The 19,442-nt window shown below is 45.8% G+C and carries 20 protein-coding genes and 1 other annotated feature; of the genes, 18 read left to right on the top strand and 2 right to left on the bottom strand.

Going from position 1 to position 19,442, the window contains the following annotated elements; translation table 11 throughout:
* Positions 1-187 precede the first annotated feature (187 nt).
* On the top strand, positions 188-466 hold the full coding sequence (locus tag J7I83_RS01320; protein ID WP_215098877.1) for a DUF1294 domain-containing protein: 279 nt from the start codon (positions 188-190) through the stop codon (positions 464-466).
* Positions 467-475: 9 nt separating this feature from the next.
* Here the strand turns inward: J7I83_RS01320 and J7I83_RS01315 are convergent, their stop codons facing one another.
* Entirely contained in the window at positions 476-862 is a 387-nt protein-coding gene (locus J7I83_RS01315; RefSeq protein WP_215098876.1) for a sigma-w pathway protein ysdB, read from the bottom strand.
* 96 nt (positions 863-958) lie between these two features.
* Between J7I83_RS01315 and J7I83_RS01310 the strand changes: the two genes are divergently transcribed.
* From J7I83_RS01310 to J7I83_RS01260, 11 genes are all read left to right on the top strand, one after another.
* Positions 959-1,444, top strand: a complete 486-nt coding sequence (locus J7I83_RS01310) for a dUTP diphosphatase (protein ID WP_215098875.1) — start codon at positions 959-961, stop codon at positions 1,442-1,444.
* Positions 1,445-1,519: 75 nt separating this feature from the next.
* Complete coding sequence (locus J7I83_RS01305) at positions 1,520-2,608, top strand: M42 family metallopeptidase (RefSeq protein WP_215098874.1); 1,089 nt, start codon at positions 1,520-1,522, stop codon at positions 2,606-2,608.
* Between the two features lie 199 nt (positions 2,609-2,807).
* Entirely contained in the window at positions 2,808-3,023 is a 216-nt protein-coding gene (locus J7I83_RS01300; RefSeq protein WP_215098873.1) for a helix-turn-helix transcriptional regulator, read from the top strand.
* Positions 3,013-3,513, top strand: coding sequence for a hypothetical protein (locus J7I83_RS01295; RefSeq protein ID WP_215098872.1), 501 nt, complete (start codon positions 3,013-3,015; stop codon positions 3,511-3,513). Before J7I83_RS01300 ends, J7I83_RS01295 begins: the two co-directional genes overlap by 11 nt.
* Complete coding sequence (locus J7I83_RS01290) at positions 3,510-3,959, top strand: small multi-drug export protein (RefSeq protein ID WP_215098871.1); 450 nt, start codon at positions 3,510-3,512, stop codon at positions 3,957-3,959. Before J7I83_RS01295 ends, J7I83_RS01290 begins: the two co-directional genes overlap by 4 nt.
* A gap of 170 nt (positions 3,960-4,129) precedes the next feature.
* Positions 4,130-4,897: a TrmH family RNA methyltransferase gene (locus tag J7I83_RS01285; protein ID WP_215098870.1), complete on the top strand. Its 768-nt coding sequence runs from the start codon at positions 4,130-4,132 to the stop codon at positions 4,895-4,897.
* Positions 4,898-4,942: 45 nt separating this feature from the next.
* Positions 4,943-5,170: a binding site (T-box leader), on the top strand.
* A gap of 38 nt (positions 5,171-5,208) precedes the next feature.
* Positions 5,209-6,246, top strand: coding sequence for a phenylalanine--tRNA ligase subunit alpha (pheS, locus tag J7I83_RS01280; RefSeq protein WP_215098869.1), 1,038 nt, complete (start codon positions 5,209-5,211; stop codon positions 6,244-6,246).
* A 14-nt stretch (positions 6,247-6,260) separates the two neighbouring features.
* Positions 6,261-8,660 carry a phenylalanine--tRNA ligase subunit beta gene (pheT, locus tag J7I83_RS01275; protein ID WP_215098868.1) on the top strand — a complete coding sequence of 800 codons (2,400 nt, stop codon included), beginning with the start codon at positions 6,261-6,263 and terminating at the stop codon, positions 8,658-8,660.
* A gap of 167 nt (positions 8,661-8,827) precedes the next feature.
* Positions 8,828-9,190, top strand: a complete 363-nt coding sequence (locus J7I83_RS01270) for a type IV pilus modification PilV family protein (RefSeq protein ID WP_215098867.1) — start codon at positions 8,828-8,830, stop codon at positions 9,188-9,190.
* Positions 9,187-9,621, top strand: coding sequence for a type II secretion system protein (locus tag J7I83_RS01265; RefSeq protein WP_215098866.1), 435 nt, complete (start codon positions 9,187-9,189; stop codon positions 9,619-9,621). The genes J7I83_RS01270 and J7I83_RS01265 overlap by 4 nt, the downstream gene beginning before the upstream one ends.
* A gap of 11 nt (positions 9,622-9,632) precedes the next feature.
* Positions 9,633-10,604: a hypothetical protein gene (locus J7I83_RS01260; RefSeq protein WP_215098865.1), complete on the top strand. Its 972-nt coding sequence runs from the start codon at positions 9,633-9,635 to the stop codon at positions 10,602-10,604.
* 44 nt (positions 10,605-10,648) lie between these two features.
* On the opposite strand, the gene rnhC is transcribed toward J7I83_RS01260, so the two are convergent.
* Positions 10,649-11,581, bottom strand: coding sequence for a ribonuclease HIII (rnhC, locus tag J7I83_RS01255; protein WP_215098864.1), 933 nt, complete (start codon positions 11,579-11,581; stop codon positions 10,649-10,651).
* 82 nt (positions 11,582-11,663) lie between these two features.
* Here rnhC and zapA point away from each other — a divergent pair, with 82 nt between their 5' ends.
* From zapA to J7I83_RS01225, 6 genes are all read left to right on the top strand, one after another.
* Positions 11,664-11,924 carry a cell division protein ZapA gene (zapA, locus tag J7I83_RS01250; protein WP_065537053.1) on the top strand — a complete coding sequence of 87 codons (261 nt, stop codon included), beginning with the start codon at positions 11,664-11,666 and terminating at the stop codon, positions 11,922-11,924.
* 5 nt (positions 11,925-11,929) lie between these two features.
* Complete coding sequence (locus J7I83_RS01245; protein WP_215098863.1) at positions 11,930-12,466, top strand: CvpA family protein; 537 nt, start codon at positions 11,930-11,932, stop codon at positions 12,464-12,466.
* A 56-nt stretch (positions 12,467-12,522) separates the two neighbouring features.
* Positions 12,523-14,232 (top strand): DNA polymerase/3'-5' exonuclease PolX, encoded by a 1,710-nt coding sequence (polX, locus tag J7I83_RS01240; RefSeq protein WP_215098862.1) that lies wholly within the window; start codon positions 12,523-12,525, stop codon positions 14,230-14,232.
* Positions 14,233-14,493: 261 nt separating this feature from the next.
* Positions 14,494-16,854: an endonuclease MutS2 gene (locus tag J7I83_RS01235; protein WP_215098861.1), complete on the top strand. Its 2,361-nt coding sequence runs from the start codon at positions 14,494-14,496 to the stop codon at positions 16,852-16,854.
* A 23-nt stretch (positions 16,855-16,877) separates the two neighbouring features.
* A complete protein-coding gene (locus J7I83_RS01230; RefSeq protein ID WP_215098860.1) occupies positions 16,878-17,291 on the top strand; it encodes a DUF350 domain-containing protein in 414 nt (137 codons plus the stop codon).
* Positions 17,292-17,693: 402 nt separating this feature from the next.
* The gene (locus J7I83_RS01225; RefSeq protein ID WP_215098859.1) at positions 17,694-19,385 is read left to right on the top strand and encodes an AMP-binding protein; all 1,692 of its coding nucleotides are present in this window, start codon (positions 17,694-17,696) and stop codon (positions 19,383-19,385) included.
* The last annotated feature ends 57 nt before the right edge of the window (positions 19,386-19,442 follow it).

Genomic DNA, 19,442 nt, shown 5'->3' with positions numbered 1-19,442 from the left:
AGATGGGCTGACTTAAGACCCTGAGGGACTAGGCGCTGAAGCTGGATAGTAATAAAAGCAGAAGCGCCTGTCCGTTGCAGTCCATAGACATCACACAACTAGAAAGCTGCAACGCTCAGGCGTTAAGCGAAACAATAAAAAAGACTGACGAATTTTCGTCAGTCTTTTCTTATGGAGGAAAACCCCTATGTTTTTGATTATTTTCGGTTATTTTGCGATTTTGACGGTGATGGCTTTCGTCATGATGAAAGTCGACAAACACCAGGCACAGCAACGCGGCCAGCGGATTCCGGAAAAGAATCTGTGGACAGTGGCAATTTTTGGCGGCGGCATCGGCGCTTATCTGGGCATGATGGCATTCCGCCACAAAACAAAGCACACCAATTTCCGTATCGGCTTCCTGGTGCTGGCGATGCTTGATGTTGCGATTCTGATCTGGAGTTACCAGAATTTCTTTAATGGATGAGCGTTCGGCTCATTCAGCTTGCTTCATTAAACGTTCTATCGGATTTTTCCAGTTGATGCGGGCTTCGGGATAGTTCATCAAAATTTCTTTTTCGAGAAAGTGGAAATCTTCTTTGGTGAAGCCTTGCAATTGATCGGGATTTTCCACCCATACGAAAATGGAAACGACTTCAAAAGAGTTTTCAGTAGTTCCCAGGTATTTTTCGCCTTCGAACAATACGCCGCGAAGCGCGATAAAAAAGTTTTTTTGCACATTTTTTACATCATCCAAAAAATAGTAAGTTCCTGATTCAAGGGCGGTATCCAATTTTCTTTTCGGATCTACGATATAGCGGATCAATCGATAAAATAAGTAGACGATCAATGCCAGTACAATGAGGCGTATGAGAAAAGCCATTTGAATTACCTCCTAAGTTACATAGTCCTATTGATAACTATACGAGTGAAAAGTAGTTTGGTTTCAAAATTTATTTTAATTAAAGGAGAGATTTTTATGGAATTGCAGGAACTATTTAAAATGCAGGCAGAATTGGATCGCTTTATTCAATCAAACCAGGAAATCACAGAAGATGTGTTTCGCAAGAAAGGCCTGGCTTTATTAGTGGAGTTGGCAGAGCTGGCAAATGAAACGCGCTGCTTCAAATTTTGGAGCACCAAAGGCCCGTCAGAACGTTCTGTCGTTCTGGAGGAATATGTCGATTCTATTCACTTCCTGCTGTCGTTGGGCATTGAAAAGGATTTAGATACATTGGAAATTTGGCCGGATCCGATTGCGGATAAAGACCTGACAGAGCTGTTCCTGCTGACACAAAAAGCCATTCAGGAGTTTCTTGAGAATTATTCAATGTCCAATTTTATGAAAATCTGGAGCTGCTACGGCGGGTTGGCGCTGGCGCTGGAATTCAGCTATGACGAAGTGCTTGAAGCCTATATCCAAAAGAACAAAACCAATTACGATCGCCAGCACAACGGCTATTGATAAAAGAATGTTTTGATAATTTGGCGGGATTCTATTATACTGAGTTAGCAATGAATTATTTAGGAGGTCGAAGTAATGAGTAATTTAGATGAAACACAATTGATGTTAAAAGAGTTGACCGACGCGAACGCAATTCCAGGAAATGAGCGCCAATCTCGTGAAGTTATGAAAAAATACATAGCACCATATGCCGATTCAATTGAAACAGACGGCTTGGGAAGCCTGATTGCGAAAAAAGAAGGTTTGGCTGACGGACCGAAGATCATGGTGGCTGGACACTTGGACGAAGTCGGATTTATGATTTCCCAAATTGACGAAAAAGGCTTTCTTAAATTCCAGACAGTGGGCGGCTGGTGGTCGCAGGTGATGCTGGCACAGCGCGTTACGATAACAACACGCAGCGGCAAAGAAATCACAGGCGTGATCGGTTCGAAACCACCGCATATCCTTTCTCCGGAAGCACGCAAGAAACCTGTCGAAATCAAGGACATGTTCATTGATATCGGCGCATCATCCCGCGAAGAAGCGAAAGAATGGGGAGTCACTCCAGGCGACATGGTCACACCATATTTCGAATTCACCGTGATGAACAATGAGAAACTGCTGATGGCGAAAGCCTGGGACAACCGCATCGGTTGTGCGATTGCCATTGATGTCCTGAAGGGCCTTAAAGGCGTTGACCATCCGAACGTTGTGTATGGAGTGGGTACGGTACAGGAAGAAGTCGGATTGCGCGGTGCCAAGACGGCAACTGCTAAAATCCAGCCGGACATCGGTTTTGCTGTGGATGTGGGCATTGCCGGCGACACACCGGGCATCACCAGCAAAGAGTCCACCAGCAAAATGGGTGACGGACCACAATTGCTGCTGTTCGATGCATCGATGGTTTCGCATCGTGGCTTGCGCGAACTGGTCGTCGATACGGCTGAAGAAGCCGGCATCCCGTACCAATTCGAAACAATTGCTGGGGGCGGAACAGACGCCGGGTCTATCCATTTGACGGCAAACGGCGTACCTGCTCTTGCTATCGGCGTAGCGACTCGCTATATCCACTCGCACGCAGGAATTCTGCACCGCGACGACTACGAAAACGCAGTCAAGCTGATCATCGAAGTGATCAAAAAGCTGGACAAAGATACAGTCACACGCATCACATTCGAATAAATAAAATCCCCCTTCGCTTTGGCGAAGGGGGATTTTTGTGGATGGCGACGGTTCTGCAAATAAACTAGGGTATTCCGCAAATAAAACAAAGTATACTAATCTTCTAAAAAGCGATATGTTAAGTATACTTGACTAAATGTTAAGTATAGTGTACATTATGTTATACAAACCGAACATCTCGTGTGGAAGGATGAAGAAAATGCTCAAGAATCGAGTAAAGGAATTAAGGGCTCGCTATGGCTTGACACAAAGCGATTTGGGCAAGCAAGTGGACGTCACGCGCCAGACGATCGCTTTTATTGAAAAAGGGGAGTTTTCCCCATCGATTACGTTAGCGTTGAAGCTGGCGAAGGCGCTGCAGACAAACGTCAATGAACTATTTTGGCTGGAGGAGGAAGAAAGCAATGAAAAATGACTTTCGCATGCAGTATCCGTTATGGATGATGGGATTTATTATCGCACTGGGGATGTTCACTTATGGTATAAGTGAACCGACAACAAAAGTGATCAATACAGAAATGGAACAAAGCATTATGATCGAAATTGGATCCGTAGACGGCATTTTCGCTGTAGGTTCCGTCATTCTGTACTTCCTGATGCTGGCAGGATTTTCTTACCAACTGATGCGCCACAACAAACAGAATCCAACGCAGAAAATCCCATTCATCTCGTTCCGTCCTCCTGAATACCTGGAGCAGGATGAGGGGATGACGTACATCACACGCAAAGCTTCTCAAAAGGTCTATACATTCATGTCCTGGAGCTTGCCCATACTGGCTATTTTCGCCATGTTCTCACCGCTGCCGCGTTTCTATACGGTATGGGGAATTCTGCTGGTTGCCCTTATCCAATACGTAATCTACTATTTGGAAATACGCAAACATTTTAAGGAGGAAACACAATGATCTACGAATACTTTCTCATCTTTTTGGGAGCCGCCATTCCGTGGTTTGAAATTGCTTTGGTGATTCCACTTGGCATCATTTGGGGATTGTCGCCGCTATGGGTGATCGTGGTGGCTTTTGTCGGCAATATGCTGACGGTACTGGCATTGATCGTCGGCTTTGACCGCTTTCAACTTTGGTACAATAAACGCCAGGAAGCGAAAGGCAAGCCGGTTTCGAAAAAAAGCGAACGCGCCAAACAGATCTGGAACAAATACGGATTGCCTGGCCTTGCCATGCTTGGCCCGATTTTGATTGGAACACATATCGCCGCCTTTATCGGTATGACGCTCGGGGCGACAAAAAAGAACACAACCGTCTGGCTGACCATCAGCATCGCAGTCTGGTCAGTGGCACTTGGTGTGTTGACAGCGTTCGGCTTTGATTTTTTCACGAAGGAAATCTAAGCTGTGTCCAGACTCCAGCGCCCAGCCCCTCGAGTCGCTTCAGCCTTTCCAGCAATGGCAAAGGGCGCCATTACCGTAAAGGCTTCCAGCGCTTGTCGGGGCTAGATGGGCGCTTCCGCTTTTCTGTGTGCTATACTGGAACTACTCTGAAATAAAGGCGTGATCCTGTAATGAAAAGAATCGAATCAAACCAAAACTCACTCGTCAAGCATTGGAAAAAGCTTGGGACGACCCGCAAAGAACGCGATAAATTTGCGGAATTCCTAGTGGAAGGCTTTCATTTGACGGAAGAGGCTCTTCGCAAAAAAGAACTTGTCAAGTCATTGATCGTCCGAGAAGGCGTGGAAATTCCGGCAGATTGGGATATTGAGGGAGTTCCACACTATTCCGTGACAGCCGGCGTGGCCAAGGAAATATCGGAAACCGAACACACACAGGGGATTTTCGCGCATTGCGCACAGCCTGAGTTTACAGAAGACGAGCAAAAGACATGGACTAAGCTGCTGATGGTCGACGCTGTCCAAGATCCCGGCAATATCGGTACGATGATCCGTACGGCTTCAGCGAGCGGCATCGATGCAGTAATCCTTGGCAAAGGCTGTGCGGATCCCTTTAACCCGAAAACTGTCCGTTCGGCTCAAGGATCCCATTTCCAGATTCCTGTTGTCAAAGGGGAATTGATCGACTGGACCGCACAAGCCAAAGCAAACGGCATCAAAATCTTCGGGACGGCGCTTCAAGACTCGACGCCGGTTCACGAAGCCGAGACACATGAACAGTTTGCATTGATTGTCGGCAATGAAGGCAGTGGCGTCGATCCCGTATTGCTGCAGCAGACAGACGAAAATCTGATGGTGCCGCTTTACGGCAGCGCAGAATCGTTGAATGTCGCAGTTGCTACAGGCATTCTATTGTATAGCCTGGTTCCAAAAAACTAAGTTTGATAAAAACCTTGAACTTTCGTATAATAAGGAAGTAAATAAGTAAAAGCGAAGAACGGGAAAAGTACGTTGCGCCCTTACATTACAGAGATTCCGTACCTTGACTGGAAGTGCGGATATGTAAACGCCTCAGAAGTTCACCCCGCGAGCTGCCCAACGGGACCAGTAGAAATGCTGTAAAGATGGGCCGGTGAAGAGCCGTTATGTAAATGAGTGATTGCTGTATGGCAATAACTAGGGTGGTACCGCGAATAATGCCTCGTCCCTTTTCTGGGACGGGGCTTTTTACTGTCTAAGGAGGAGAAAAAATGGAAGTACAATTGCAGGAATTGAAAACACAGGCACTGGATAAAATCGGTGAGGCTTCAACGGTTAAAGAGTTGAATGATGTGCGTGTAGCTTATTTAGGCAAAAAAGGGCCAATTACGGATTTATTGAAAGGCATGGGAAAACTACCGGCTGAAGAACGTCCGAAAATGGGGGCATTGGTCAATGTTATCCGCGAAGAAGTGACGACACAACTGGAAGGCCGCATGGTCATTCTGGAAGAAGAAGCGATCAATTTGAAGCTGCAAAGCGAGACGATTGACATCACTTTGCCGGGGCGTCCTGTTAAAACAGGAAACCCGCATCCACTGACTCGTGTTGTGGAAGAAATCGAAGACTTGTTCATCTCGATGGGCTATGAAGTTGCAGAAGGCCCGGAAGTGGAAAAAGACTATTACAATTTTGAAGCATTAAACTTGCCAAAAGGGCATCCGGCTCGCGATATGCAGGATTCCTTCTATATAACAGAAGATATTTTGCTGCGCACCCACACATCACCGGTGCAGGCGCGGACTATGGAAGCAAAAGGCGGCGAGCCGATTAAAATCATCTGCCCAGGCAAAGTATACCGACGCGACAGCGATGACGCGACCCATTCCCATCAGTTTACGCAAATCGAAGGATTGGTCATCGGAGAAGATATCCGCATGAGCGATTTGAAAGGGACGCTTTCCGTCTTCGCCAAGAAAATGTTCGGTGACGACCGGGAAATCCGCCTTCGCCCAAGCTTTTTCCCATTCACAGAGCCTTCTGTGGAAATGGATATTTCCTGCTTTAAATGCGGCGGCAGCGGCTGCAACGTCTGCAAGAAAACAGGCTGGATCGAAATTCTGGGCGCTGGAATGGTGCATCCGAATGTTCTTGAAATGGCCGGCTATGACTCGAAACGCTTGACTGGATTCGCTTTCGGCATGGGGCCTGAACGAATCGCCATGTTGAAATATGGTGTCGAGGATATCCGCCATTTCTATACGAACGATGTCCGCTTTTTATCCCAATTCCAACGTACAGAACTTTAAGGAGGAAATAAAACATGCTCGTATCCATTAACTGGTTAAAAGACTATGTAAATACACAACAATTGCCACCCGCTGAACTGGGTGAAAAAATAACGCGTTCCGGTATTGAAGTGGACGCAGTCATCGACCGAACGCAAGGTATGACAAATATTGTGGTCGGTTATGTTGAATCCTGCATCAAACATCCGGAAGCAGATAAATTATCAATCTGCCAGGTCAATGTCGGCGACGAAATTTCGCAGATCATCTGTGGTGCACCGAATATCGCAGCAGACCAAAAAGTCATTGTGGCACGTCCTGGAGCAACACTTCCAGGCGATATCAAAATCAAAAAAGCCAAACTGCGTGGAGAAGAATCGCACGGCATGATCTGTTCGCTGCAGGAACTGGGCATTGAAGGAAAGCTTGTCCCGAAAGCTTATGCTGAAGGCATCTATGTGTTGCCGGAAGACGCTGAAACCGGCTCTGATGTCCTGACGAATTTCGATTTGGATGATACTATATTGGAACTTGGCCTGACACCAAACCGCGCAGACGCGATGAGCATGATCGGGGTAGCTTATGAAGTCGGCGCCATTCTTTCTGAAGAAGTCAAACTGCCTGAAATCAGCTACACAGAAGCAGTCGACACGGCAGCATCCATGTTGACATTAAATGTCGATGCGCCTGAAGCCAATCCGTTGTATGTGGCAAAAGTTGTACGCAACATCAAAGTGCAGGAATCACCAATGTGGCTGCAGCAGCGCCTAATGGCAGCCGGCGTCCGTCCGCATAATAACGTGGTTGACATCACCAACTACATTTTGATGGAATACGGCCAGCCGCTTCACGCATTTGATTACGATTTGTTGGGATCGGGCAATATCACAGTTCGCCACGCCAAAGAAGGCGAAATGATTACGACCTTGGACGATGCAGAACGTAAATTGTCGAGCCACCACCTGGTCATCACCAATGGCGAAAAACCAGTGGCGATAGCCGGTGTCATGGGCGGCGCCAACTCGGAAGTAAGTGAAACGACGACGACTGTCGTTATCGAATCTGCTTATTTCGAATCGGGTTCTATTCGCCAGACCTCGAAAGATCACGGCCTTCGCAGCGATGCGAGTTCACGCTATGAAAAAGGCGTTGACCCGAACCGCGTCATTCCAGCTGCAGAGCGTGCGGCACAATTGTTGTCCGAGCTTGCCGGCGGAGAAGTTTTGGCAGGATCCGTGGTATTCGATGAGTTGAATAAAGAAGAGAAAGTCATCAAGGTTTCTCCTGATTTCATCAACAGCCGTCTGGGCATGAAGATTTCCTTTGAAGACATGTGGGATATTCTGAACCGCCTGAAATTCAATACCGAAGCGGCAAATGGCCAACTGGTCATTTCAGTGCCGACACGCCGACAGGATATTCAAATTCCCGAAGACGTAATCGAAGAAATTGCCCGCCTTTATGGCTACGATGAAATTCCGGCAACGCTGCCGGAAGCGGAGACGACTCCTGGCGGTTTGACGCCTTACCAGGCAAAACGCCGAATTGTCCGCTCGCTGATGGAAGGTGCTGGATTGCTTCAGGCAACGACGTATTCACTGACTTCCGAGAAATCGGCGAAGCAGTTTGCTTTGGAAGAAACAGAAACGACGCGTCTATTGATGCCGATGAGCGAAGAGCGCAGCATCCTGCGCCAAAGCCTGTTGCCGCATCTTTTAGAGTCGGTCACGTATAACACTGCGAGAAGAATGGACTCGGTGGCTTTGTATGAAACCGGTTCGGTCTTCCTTAAAGGCGACGACGAACTGTTGAACGAGCAGGAGCATTTGGCAGTGGCCATCACTGGCTTGTGGCTCGATAACAGCTGGCAGGGCGAGAAAAAGCCAGTCGACTTTTTCGTTATGAAAGGCATCGTGGAAAGCCTTGGCACCAAGCTTGGTGTCCAATTAGCGTTCGAACGCGGCCAAATGGACGATTTGCATCCAGGCAGAACGGCATTTATCATGCATGACGGCCAACGTATCGGCGTCATGGGCCAGCTGCATCCGTCTGAACAAAAAGCGCGCGACTTGAAAACGACGGTTGTCATGGAATTGAACCTGGCAGCGCTGTTGAATCTGGAAACAGAAGCATTGGTTTATACGCCAGTGCCGCGCTACCCATCCATGTCACGCGATATCGCATTAGTACTTTCCAAAATTGTCGAAGCAGGAACGATTGAAACGGTCATCCGCAACGCAGGCGGGAAACTGTTGAAAGACGTCCGCGTGTTCGACCTGTACGAAGGCGAAAAACTGGAAGAAGGCAAAAAATCAGTAGCCTTCTCCCTGACCTACTTCGATCCTGAAAAAACTTTAACGGATGAAGAAGTCATCAACGCACATGAAAAAGTAATGGCAGCTTTGACGGAAGTCGGCGCTGAGCTGAGAAGCTAAAACTGATTCAATAGTAACGAGTAAAAAGGGTGGACCCATGTGGTTCATCCTTTTTATTGTTTTTATAAGTAACCTGATACATAAAATTTACTTTTTATAGGATTTTTTAAATTTAAATTAAAAATATGTGGTAGTATTTATCTATTATGAATAACGGAGGTACTCTTGTGAAGAGGCTCATGCAAAATGAAAAAGGATTGACGCTGGTAGAAATATTGGCAGCTTTAGTGATTCTGGGAATTGTTCTTGTGAGTGTGATGAGTTTTTTTACCCAGTCGGCGAAGTTTACAGCTCATAATAATGTAAAATTGACGAATATACAGGTTGCGGAAGAAGTGATTGCAGAAGTAAGAGAAGGTGCATATTTGAGTAATGAAAGTTTTACGAGAGATGACTACTTGGTTGAAATCATCATACAAGCAGGACCAAGTAATTTAAATCTTGCAACTGTTACAGTGAGATCCCCACCGGGCACAGGAATTGATGAGCCGGAATTTACTACACAAATGTACTTTGAGGAATCGCCATGAAAAATGAAAAAGGTATTACTTTAGTCGAACTTTTAGCAGTTTTGGCCATTACAGGAATAATTGTAGTGGTAATCATGTCTGTTTTTTCCACTGGAGCGAATTCTTCTGAACGGACTGCAAGCCGTCAGCAGCTTCAACAAGAAGCGAATTTAATTGTGGAACAAATCCGGGCAAGCTATTTAGAAAATGAAAAATCCGATTTGGTTGCTGAACAGTTTAAAGTGAAAGTCGTTGGTGATGAATTGAAGATTACATCAATAGACAATGTCGAGAAGAAAACCATATCTACTGGCTATCAATATAAATTAGCCGAAACTGCAGGAATAATAGAAATAACTTTAGATAGAACCGAACCTTCACGTTTTTATTTGGAAATCTGTTCAAACAATCAATGTTTTGAAGTCCAGATGTCATTCAGTAAGTTGAATTAGGAGGGAAAAGGATGAGGCGGATCCGAAATGAAAAAGGGTATGCACTTTTACTCGTTATGCTAATGGTCGTTCTCTTTACGATTATGGGAATGGGTTTACTGGCGATGAATATGAATGCAGCGAAGCAATTCAATACAAAAGAAGAACAGGTTCAGGCTAGGCATCAGGCGGAGATGGGTATTTTGCATTACCAAGCTGAAATAGAAAAAAACTTTCATCCAGTTATAGAGGATAAATCTGCTTTTTGTGTTTCGCTGGAGAACTTGAAACAGCAGGTGATAGGCAAATATTATTCAATATCAGCCAGTGAATGTGAAATAGAGAACGAAAAGATAACCTTTTCTTTTACTAGTAAAGGGACAGCGGGTGTTCGTGAAGAAAAAATAGTAGAGGCGAGTATTTTCTTTGAGAAAAAAACTTCTGGACAAGGAACTGGTGAAGGTCTAGAAAGCGGAAACACCAATACATTACCAACTATGCCAAGCAATTCTGTAAGAAAAGAATTAAACGGCTTAGACGTTGATAATGGTACATTCCCTCTTGGAAAAGCAAACCTCTATATTTTAGGAGATCTTACTGTAGAATCCGGCTTCAATATGGGTGGATCTCAAATTGAGATACCAAATGATCTATATATTGACGGAAATATGGATTTACATAACCAAGGGTGTGTTGTGGTAAGAAACGATTTGACGGTATTAGATAAAATAAAATTTGGTAATAAAATATATCTTTTTGTTTATGGAGATGCAAATTTACCTGACGATATTCAGATTCATAACAACAGTGAAATTTTCATCTCAGGAAATGTTTTTATTAATGGGAAGAAACAAAATCCAAAACCTGCTGAATATACCGCTGTTCCATCAGGCAATGTATACAAAGGGCAAGGTAATATAAGTTGTCAGTTGCCTGGGCCAAGTATCATTCAAAAACAGGAGTTTTGGGATTTGAATGGAAAAATTGAGGCTATTTATAAATAGAAATAAAAGAGTAATTTCAGTTCGGAAATGAAGTTACTCTTTTATTATCCACGTCGCTTCTCAGCCAACCCCTTAGCCTTCCCCGTATTAGCAAAATGCACCTTCGTCAAACCTTTCAAATACTCCTCGCCATGCTTCAGCAAAATCTTCGCCGCCGCTTCGTCGACAATCTTCCCGGCACCTTTTGGCAACGTGACATCAGCTTCAGCACTCATGCGGTCCATTTCTTCAAGAAAAGCGACGCGTGCGATGATGGATGCGCAGGCAACGGAAACGTGGAGACCTTCTGCTTTTGTAGAAAACAAAACGTTCTCGCGGATGATTTCGGATTCTTCTTTTATGTGTTTGTAATAAATGCCGCGTTCGGCAAACTGATCGATCAGGATGGCATCCGGTTTTTCGGGCGCGATCTTACTCAGTACATGCTTGAGTGCCTGGTTATGGAGCAATGCTTTAATCTTTCCTTGTGACCAGCCCTGGCCTTGCACTCGGTTGTATTTGTCATTTTTTAAGGTCAGCACTTTGTGGACGAATGCTTCTTTCAGATCAGGAGCCACTTGGCGCATCCAAGCGTCGCTCAGCTGCTTGGAATCTTTGACGCCGAGTTCATGGGCAAGCTCGACTTTGTCCGCGGGTACGTAGCAGGCAGCTACTGTGATTGGGCCAAAGAAATCGCCCGTGCCGGTTTCATCGGATCCGAGGACGGATAACCTGGCAAAGCCATCGGGCAGCTTGTCGCCTTTCGTGGACATAGTCTTTTCGGGCGCTGGCAACGCTGCACCCCATTTTGCCGCTTCCCGGTCGGCGCCATTTCCCTGGAACATGACTTTTCCGGAGGTGTAGACAGTCACGACAGTGTCTGTCAGTTTAGCGCTGAACCGGGCATACGGGTTCTTGGTCTGGATTTTGTTTTTCTGGTAATGCGAAATCACTTGCAGGAGACTTTCCTCCGGGAGTTTCAGAACTGTATTTGACATGGATACGTCACCTTTCTTTGATTCACAATCAGCTTGTGTTCATGGTATGATGGTCTATAGAATTCTAAAGGGGGATATTGCATTGTCAGAGCAACATAAAATTCATACGGTCGTTGACATCTATGGCAACACCTATAAAATGGTCGGAACTGAAACTTCAGGCCATATGCGTCTGGTTGCATCGATCGTCGACAGCAAGATGCGGGAAATCAATGCCTTGAATCCATCATTGGATCAGGCGAAGCTTGCTGTTTTGACTGCATCAAATGCGGTACATGACTATCTTAAACTGAAAGAGCAAGTTGAACAATTAGAAAATGAATTGAAAAAACTGAAGGGTTGACGTGAATGCTTGATATACTTTTAATCATCTTACTGATCGGTGGCATCATTGTGGGCGCCAAAAGAGGTTTTGTCGTCCAACTGATCCATATGATCGGATTTGTTATTGCACTGGTCGTGGCCTATACCTATTATAAACCTTTGTCCGAATACTTCGTGCTATGGATTCCTTATCCGGCTGTAAATGAAAATTCCCAGTTTACGCTTGTCGTAGACCAGTTGGACCTGGATCAGACCTTCTATCAATTATTGGCATTTGCCCTCATCTTCTTTGTGGTGAAATTTGCTTTGCAATTGATTGCGTCCATGTTCGATTTCTTGAAGTTTTTGCCGGTACTTGGATTTTTCAGCAAAATCCTTGGCGCAGCTTTAGGGTTTGTTGAAGCTTACATACTACTCTTTGTTTTCATCTATGTGTTCGCGCTGCTTCCTGTGGAAGTTGTGCAGAACCAATTGGAGAATTCGGGAATCGCCCAGTCTATGATTGAGCACACGCCTTATTTCTCTGAGAAAGTAAAAGAATGGTGGTATATTTATATGTAGTAGGAACTTCTCTCTTACGAGGGAAGTTTTTTTAATCGAAACGAGGAGGGCTCTTGATGAATAAGAAGATCATCATCAGAACGCTTGAAAAAATTGCGTTATACATGGAACTCAAAGGGGAAAACCCGTTTAAAGTATCGGCTTTCCGCAAAGCCGCACAGGCGCTTGAATTGGATCAGCGCAGCCTGGACGAAATCGAAGATGTCACCAAGCTGAAAGGCATTGGCAAAGGCACAGGGGACGTCGTTCTGGAATTGATCAACGACGGCAAGTCCACCGTTCTGGAAGAGCTTCAGGAAGAAGTGCCGAAAGGTCTTGTCCCGATGATGAAGTTGCAGGGAATGGGCGGCAAGAAAATCGCTAAGCTGTACAAGGAGCTGGGCATTGATTCGATGGAAGCATTGAAGACAGCCTGCCTGAACCAGGAAATCCAGAAGCTCCCGGGATTCGGTCCGAAATCTGAGGAAAAGATCCTGAAAGAGCTGAATGATTTCGAGACCAAGCCGGATCGGCAGCCAATCTGGAAAACGGAAGAAACAGTGGCGTTCATCGAGGACGTCTTGATTACGATTGCGGAAGTCACTGAGTTTTCAGTGGCCGGCAGTTTCCGGCGCACCAAAGAAACCAGCAAGGATCTGGATTTTATCATCGCGACAGCAGAACCCGCGCTCGTCAAAGAACAATTGCTGGCAGCGTTGCCGGTACAGGAAACGATTGCGTCCGGAGACACGAAAGTGTCTGTCACCGTAGAGGTGCTGGAACCGATTGATGTTGATTTTCGCCTGGTGGCCCCTGAAGAATTTGTAACGGCGCTGCATCATTTCACCGGATCCAAAGACCATAATGTCAAAATGCGCCAGCTGGCCAAATCACAGAACAAGAAAATCAGTGAATATGGCGTGGAGCAGGAAGACGGGACCGTTGAAACGTTTGCATCTGAGACGGACTTTTTTGCGCATTTTGGCCTGCCTTTCATTCCACCATCCGTGCGTGAAGATGGACGGGAACTTGACCGTCTGGAAGAATTGCCTGAGCTGGTGGCGATTGAAGACATCAAAGGTGATCTGCATATGCACACCACCTGGTCGGATGGAGCCAATTCGTTAAAGGAAATGATTGACGCCTGTGTGGCAAAATCTTATCAATACATGGTCATCACCGATCATTCGCAGTATTTAAAAGTGGCAAACGGCTTGACGCCAGAGCGGCTAGCCGAACAGCATGCCCTGATCCGCGAAACGAACCAACAATACCCGGCGATTGAAGTGCTGTCCGGAACCGAAATGGATATTTTGCCGGACGCCACACTGGACTTTGATGATGACCTGCTAAAGCAACTGGATTTTGTCATTGCCAGCATCCATTCAAGCTTCCAGCAGCCGCAGGAACAGATCATGGAACGGATTTTGACGGCTATGAAAAACCCATATGTCCACATGATCGCCCACCCGACCGGACGGATCGTTGGCCAGCGTGACGGCTATGATCCCGATGTCGAGCAGATTTTGGACTGGGCAAAAGAATATGGCAAAATTGTCGAGTTGAACGCTAGCCCATATCGCCTCGATCTTGCTGTACCATACTTGGTCATGGCACAGGAAAAAGGCGTACCAGTGGCAATCAATACGGATGCCCACGCCATCGAAGGCTTGGAAGTCATGGAAACCGGCATCAAGCATGCCCAAAAAGCGTGGCTGAAAAAAGATACTGTCGTCAACACATGGTCGTTGGAAAAACTGAAAGCATACTTGAATAGGACGAATTAAAAGTTTATTTTATATTTTAATTCCTCTGTTTACGCTCTCGACCTAGATGAGGTTATCAAGTAATAGATAATAAGCTTTTCATTATTTTTATAAACTACACCAAGATATGGAGAAAAATAACGGAGACTCCAGCGGGATAGCGAAGTGCCGAAATCCACTCGGGCGTTTAGCCCGAGTTAGTTCGGCGCAAGCCCGCAGGAAAGCGGAGTTATTTTTCGTAATATCTTTATCAATTTATCTGAAACGTTAGGAGGGTCTTGAATGATCGCAGAACGCGCATTAAGGACACTTGAATTTTATAAAATCCGCGATGAAGTGGCACGGTATTGCACTTCAACACTCGGAAAAGCCCATGTGGACAAGCTTTTGCCATCCACGGATATCAATGAAGTCAATCGTCTGTTGGAGCAGATGGATGAAGGCGCACAGGTTTTGCGTGTCAAAAACAATGTGCCGATGGGCGGTATTTTCGATATTCGCCTGCATGCACGACGCGCGCAAATTGGCGGCAGCCTAAGCCCGATGGAACTGATGGAGGTTTCATCGACCATTCGCGCGAGCCGCATCCTGCGCCAGTTTTTTGAAACCATCAAGGAAGAAGCGGTTATTCAAATTCCGCATTTTCTGGAGAAAAAAGAATCGATGCCGATATTGACCGCTCTCGAACACGCCATCAACATCTGTATTGATGACAACGGCGGCGTGTTGGACAGCGCGAGTTCTGAATTGCGGACGATCCGCCAGCAATTGCGGACGCAGGAAAGCCGTGTCCGTGAACGCCTGGAAAGCCTGGTGCGCGGCAAAAACGCATCGAAAATGCTGTCGGATTCAATTGTGACCATCCGAAATGACCGCTTTGTCATCCCGGTCAAACAGGAATACCGCAACCACTACGGCGGCATTGTGCACGACCAGTCTTCTTCAGGACAGACGCTGTTCATTGAACCGGATGCCGTTATGCAGGCAAACAATGAAGTTCGCCGTTTGAAGATGAAGGAAAAAGAAGAAATCGACCGTATTCTGCTCATGCTGTCAGCGCAAGTGCAGGAAGTTGCCCACGAACTTTTCAAATTGGTTGAAGTGCTTGGTGAAATCGACTTGATCCTGGCAAAGGCGAAATACGGCTCAGCCCATAGAGGCACCAAGCCAACCATGAACACGGAAGGCTATATCAATTTGCGGAAAGCGCGCCATCCGTTGATCCCAAAAGACGAAGTGGTGCCAAACGATATCGAATTTGGCGGAGACATTACGGCAATTGTCATTACGGGTCCCAATACAGGCGGTAAAACGGTAACCTTGAAGACTGTCGGATTGGCGACATTGATGGCTCAATCCGGTTTGCCGGTGCCTGCACTCGACGGCTCGGAATTGGCGGTATTCGATCAGATTTTTGCGGATATCGGCGATGAACAGTCAATTGAGCAAAGCTTGAGTACATTTTCGTCCCATATGGTCAACATTGTAGATATCCTGACCAAATTCGATGAAAATTCCCTTGTGATTTTCGATGAATTGGGAGCGGGTACGGATCCACAGGAAGGCGCAGCTCTGGCCATCTCGTTATTGGATGAAGTCCATGGCAGAGGCGCACGCGTCATTGCAACGACGCATTACCCGGAACTGAAGGCATATGGCTATAACCGTCCGGGCGTGGCAAATGCCAGCGTGGAATTTGATGTGGAGACATTGAGTCCAACGTATCGCCTGCTGATTGGAGTGCCTGGCCGAAGCAATGCTTTCGAAATTTCCAAACGTCTAGGTTTGCCGGAGCATGTCATCAATCATGCCAAGAGCTTTACCGGAACCGACAGCAAAGCGGTTGATTCGATGATTGCGTCTCTCGAGAAGAGCCGTCGTGAAGCGGAACAGGACGCGGAGCATACCAAAGAAATTTTATCTGAATCAGAGCAGCTGAAAAAAGAATTGGCCAAGCAGCTGGAAGAATACGAGCAGCAAAAAGAGCGGCTGGAAGAAAAAGCGAAAGAAAAGGCCCGAAAAATTGTTGATCAGGCCCGGGCTGAAGCAGAAGCCGTCATATCGGATCTGCGCAAAATGCAGCTTAACCAAAGTTCATCGGTAAAAGAGCATGAACTGATTGATGCCAAAAAGCGCCTGGAAGATGCTATGCCTCAAAATCGCATCCTGAAAAAGGCGGCAAAAGACAATGCAGCCAAACCTTTAAAGCCAAATGACGAAGTCAAAGTCATTTCCTTTGGCCAGAAAGGGACATTGGTGGAGAAAGTATCCAAAGATGAGTGGATTGTTCAAATCGGCATTTTGAAGATGAAGCTGCCGGAGTCCGATCTGTCTTATACAAAACCGGAAAAGCAAAAAGAGACTCGGACAATGACGACGTTGAAAGACCGGGACAGCCATGTGAAGATGGAACTTGATTTGCGCGGTGAACGGTATGAAGATGCACTTGCACGTGTTGAAAAATACCTGGATGATGCGTTATTATCAAATTACCACCAAGTATCAATCATTCATGGAAAAGGGACCGGCGCATTGCGCCAAGGCGTCCAGCAGTATTTGAAAAAACATCCACGAGTGAAAAATTACCGTTTTGGTGAAGCTGGCGAAGGCGGATCTGGTGTTACAGTCGCCGAATTAAAGTGATTTTCCGCAGAGGAGTATAAGACATGACAGAAACAGGATTTTGGACGCACCCGCTGGTCGAATCGGCAGGCTATTTCAGTGTGGTGGTATTGTGTTTGATCGTTGCCATGGTGATTTTCGAAATGGTGACAAAGTATAATAACTGGGAACAAATCAAAAAAGGGAATTTGTCAGTGGCGATGGCGACAGGTGGAAAGATTTTTGGTGTCACCAACATTTTCCGCTTTTCCATCGAACAGCATAATTCCTTATTTGAAATGATCGGTTGGGGGCTATTCGGTTTTACTTTGCTGATATTCGCCTATATTCTGTTTGAGTTTTTGACGCCCAAATTTAAGGTGGATGACGAAATCGAAAAGGATAACCGCTCTGTCGGCCTCATTTCGATGGTTATCTCTGTCGGTTTGTCGTTTGTTATCGGAGCCAGTATTCAATAGGAGTTGGATGTAATGGAAAACCTAATTAAAATCTTGTTTGTCTTTTGCGCAATCTTCTTGATTGTGGGAGTCATTTTCCTGTTTGTTTTCTAATGAAACGGCCAGCCTTTAGGTTGGCTTTTTTGTTTGGGCAAGTTTAGTGAAGGGATTAACTAATGGGTTCGTTTTTTTCATCGTTTTGAAAGCAGCAGGGATAAAGAAAACGCTCCAGACGGACGCTTTAAGATAAGGTCAAGTCAGTTCAAAAAGGAAAGGTTTTAGAAATACAAAAAGCCATTTAGAATCCATATTAAACAATTACTGCAACTTATATAAATAAAGTTTGAAAGCGGTATCATTATTCTTTATAATGAAAAATAGGAATATTCGCACGATTCTATTAAAAAATAGGAGGTCAAAAGAATGACTGAAAAACCTTGGCTGGCTCATTATCCGCCGGAAATACCACATACGCTGACTTATCCAAGCATGCCGGTACAGGAATATTTAACAAAAGCCTATGAAAAGTATCCGCAAAAAGTGGCGATCCATTTCATGGGGAAGGAACTTTCTTATGAGGAGTTGTACAAATCCTCCATGAAGTTCGCCAATTACCTTCAAAAACTGGGCATCAAAAAAGGCGACAGGGTTTCAATCATGCTGCCCAACTGTCCGCAGGCAGTCATCAGTTTTTACGGCATCCTTTATGCTGGCGGTGTTGTCGTTATGACCAACCCTTTGTATACGGAGCGTGAAATTGCCTATCAGATGAAGGATTCAGGCGCAAAGGCTATTATCGGGCTGGACATTCTATTCCCGAGGATTTCCAAAGTAATTAAGGAAACGGATTTGGAAAATGTCATTGTGACCGGCATCAAGGACTATCTGGCCTTCCCGAAAAACCTGGTGTATCCATTTATCCAGAAAAAACAATACGGCATGACGGTCAAAGTCGAGCACAGGGGAATCAACCACCTGTTTACCGAAATTATGAAAACCGCACAGCCAACTATTGAGGAAACGCCTTTTAACTTCGAAGAAGACCTGGCTTTGCTGCAATATACGGGAGGCACGACAGGTTCGCCCAAAGGTGTCATGCTGACGCATAAGAATATCATTTCCAATGCGACGATGTGTGACAGCTGGTTATACAAATGCAAAAAAGGCGAAGAGACAATCATGGGCATCATCCCATTGTTCCATGTCTACGGCTTGACGACAGTATTGATCCTGTCCGTGATGTTGGGCAATAAAATGGTGCTGCTGCCGAAATTCGATCCTGAAACGGCATTGAAGACCATCAACAAGCAAAAACCCACTCTTTTTCCTGGGGCACCAACTCTGTATATTGGATTGATGAACCATCCCGATATCGCCAAATACGATCTGTCCTCAATCGAAGCCTGCCTGAGCGGTTCGGCACCTTTGCCGGCAGAAGTACAGGAGAAATTCGAAAAGCTGACCGGCGGGAAACTGGTCGAAGGATATGGATTGACGGAAACTTCTCCGGTTACTCATTCGAATCTGGTTTGGGGAGAACGGACAAAAGGATCGATTGGCTTGCCATATCCGGACACCGACTGCAAGATTTTCCAAACGGGCACAACAGATCCGGTTCCAAACGGGGAAATCGGTGAAATTGCCATTAAAGGCCCTCAAGTCATGAAAGGCTACTGGAACAAGCCGGAAGAAACAGCGGCAACAATTGTCGATGGCTGGTTACTGACCGGAGATCTTGGCTATATGGATGATGAAGGCCATTTCTTTATCGTCGACCGTAAAAAAGACATGATCATCGCAGGCGGCTTTAATATTTATCCGCGCGAAATCGAAGAAGTGCTTTATGAACATGAAGCCATTCAAGAATGTGTGGTAGCTGGAATCCCGGATCCGTACCGCGGTGAAACGGTAAAAGCATACATCGTGCTGAAAGAAGGCTATACTGTAACAGAAGAAGAACTCAATACGCATTGTCGAGAACACTTGGCTTCATTCAAAGTGCCGCGTATTTACGAATTCCGCAAAGAGCTGCCGAAAACAGCGGTCGGGAAAATTCTGCGCCGTTCACTGGTGGATGAAGAGGTAGCCAAGCAGAACGAACCAGTTCCATCGTAAGCGAATAAAAACTTGACACTCTATAGAATAAACTATATTATGAAAATATGAATGAAT

The sequence above is a fragment of the Planococcus sp. ISL-110 genome (assembly GCF_018613575.1).
Classification (GTDB): Bacteria; Bacillota; Bacilli; order Bacillales_A; family Planococcaceae; genus Planococcus.
Note: the sequence above shows the minus strand (reverse complement) of the source record. Positions and strands in the feature narration are given on the sequence as shown.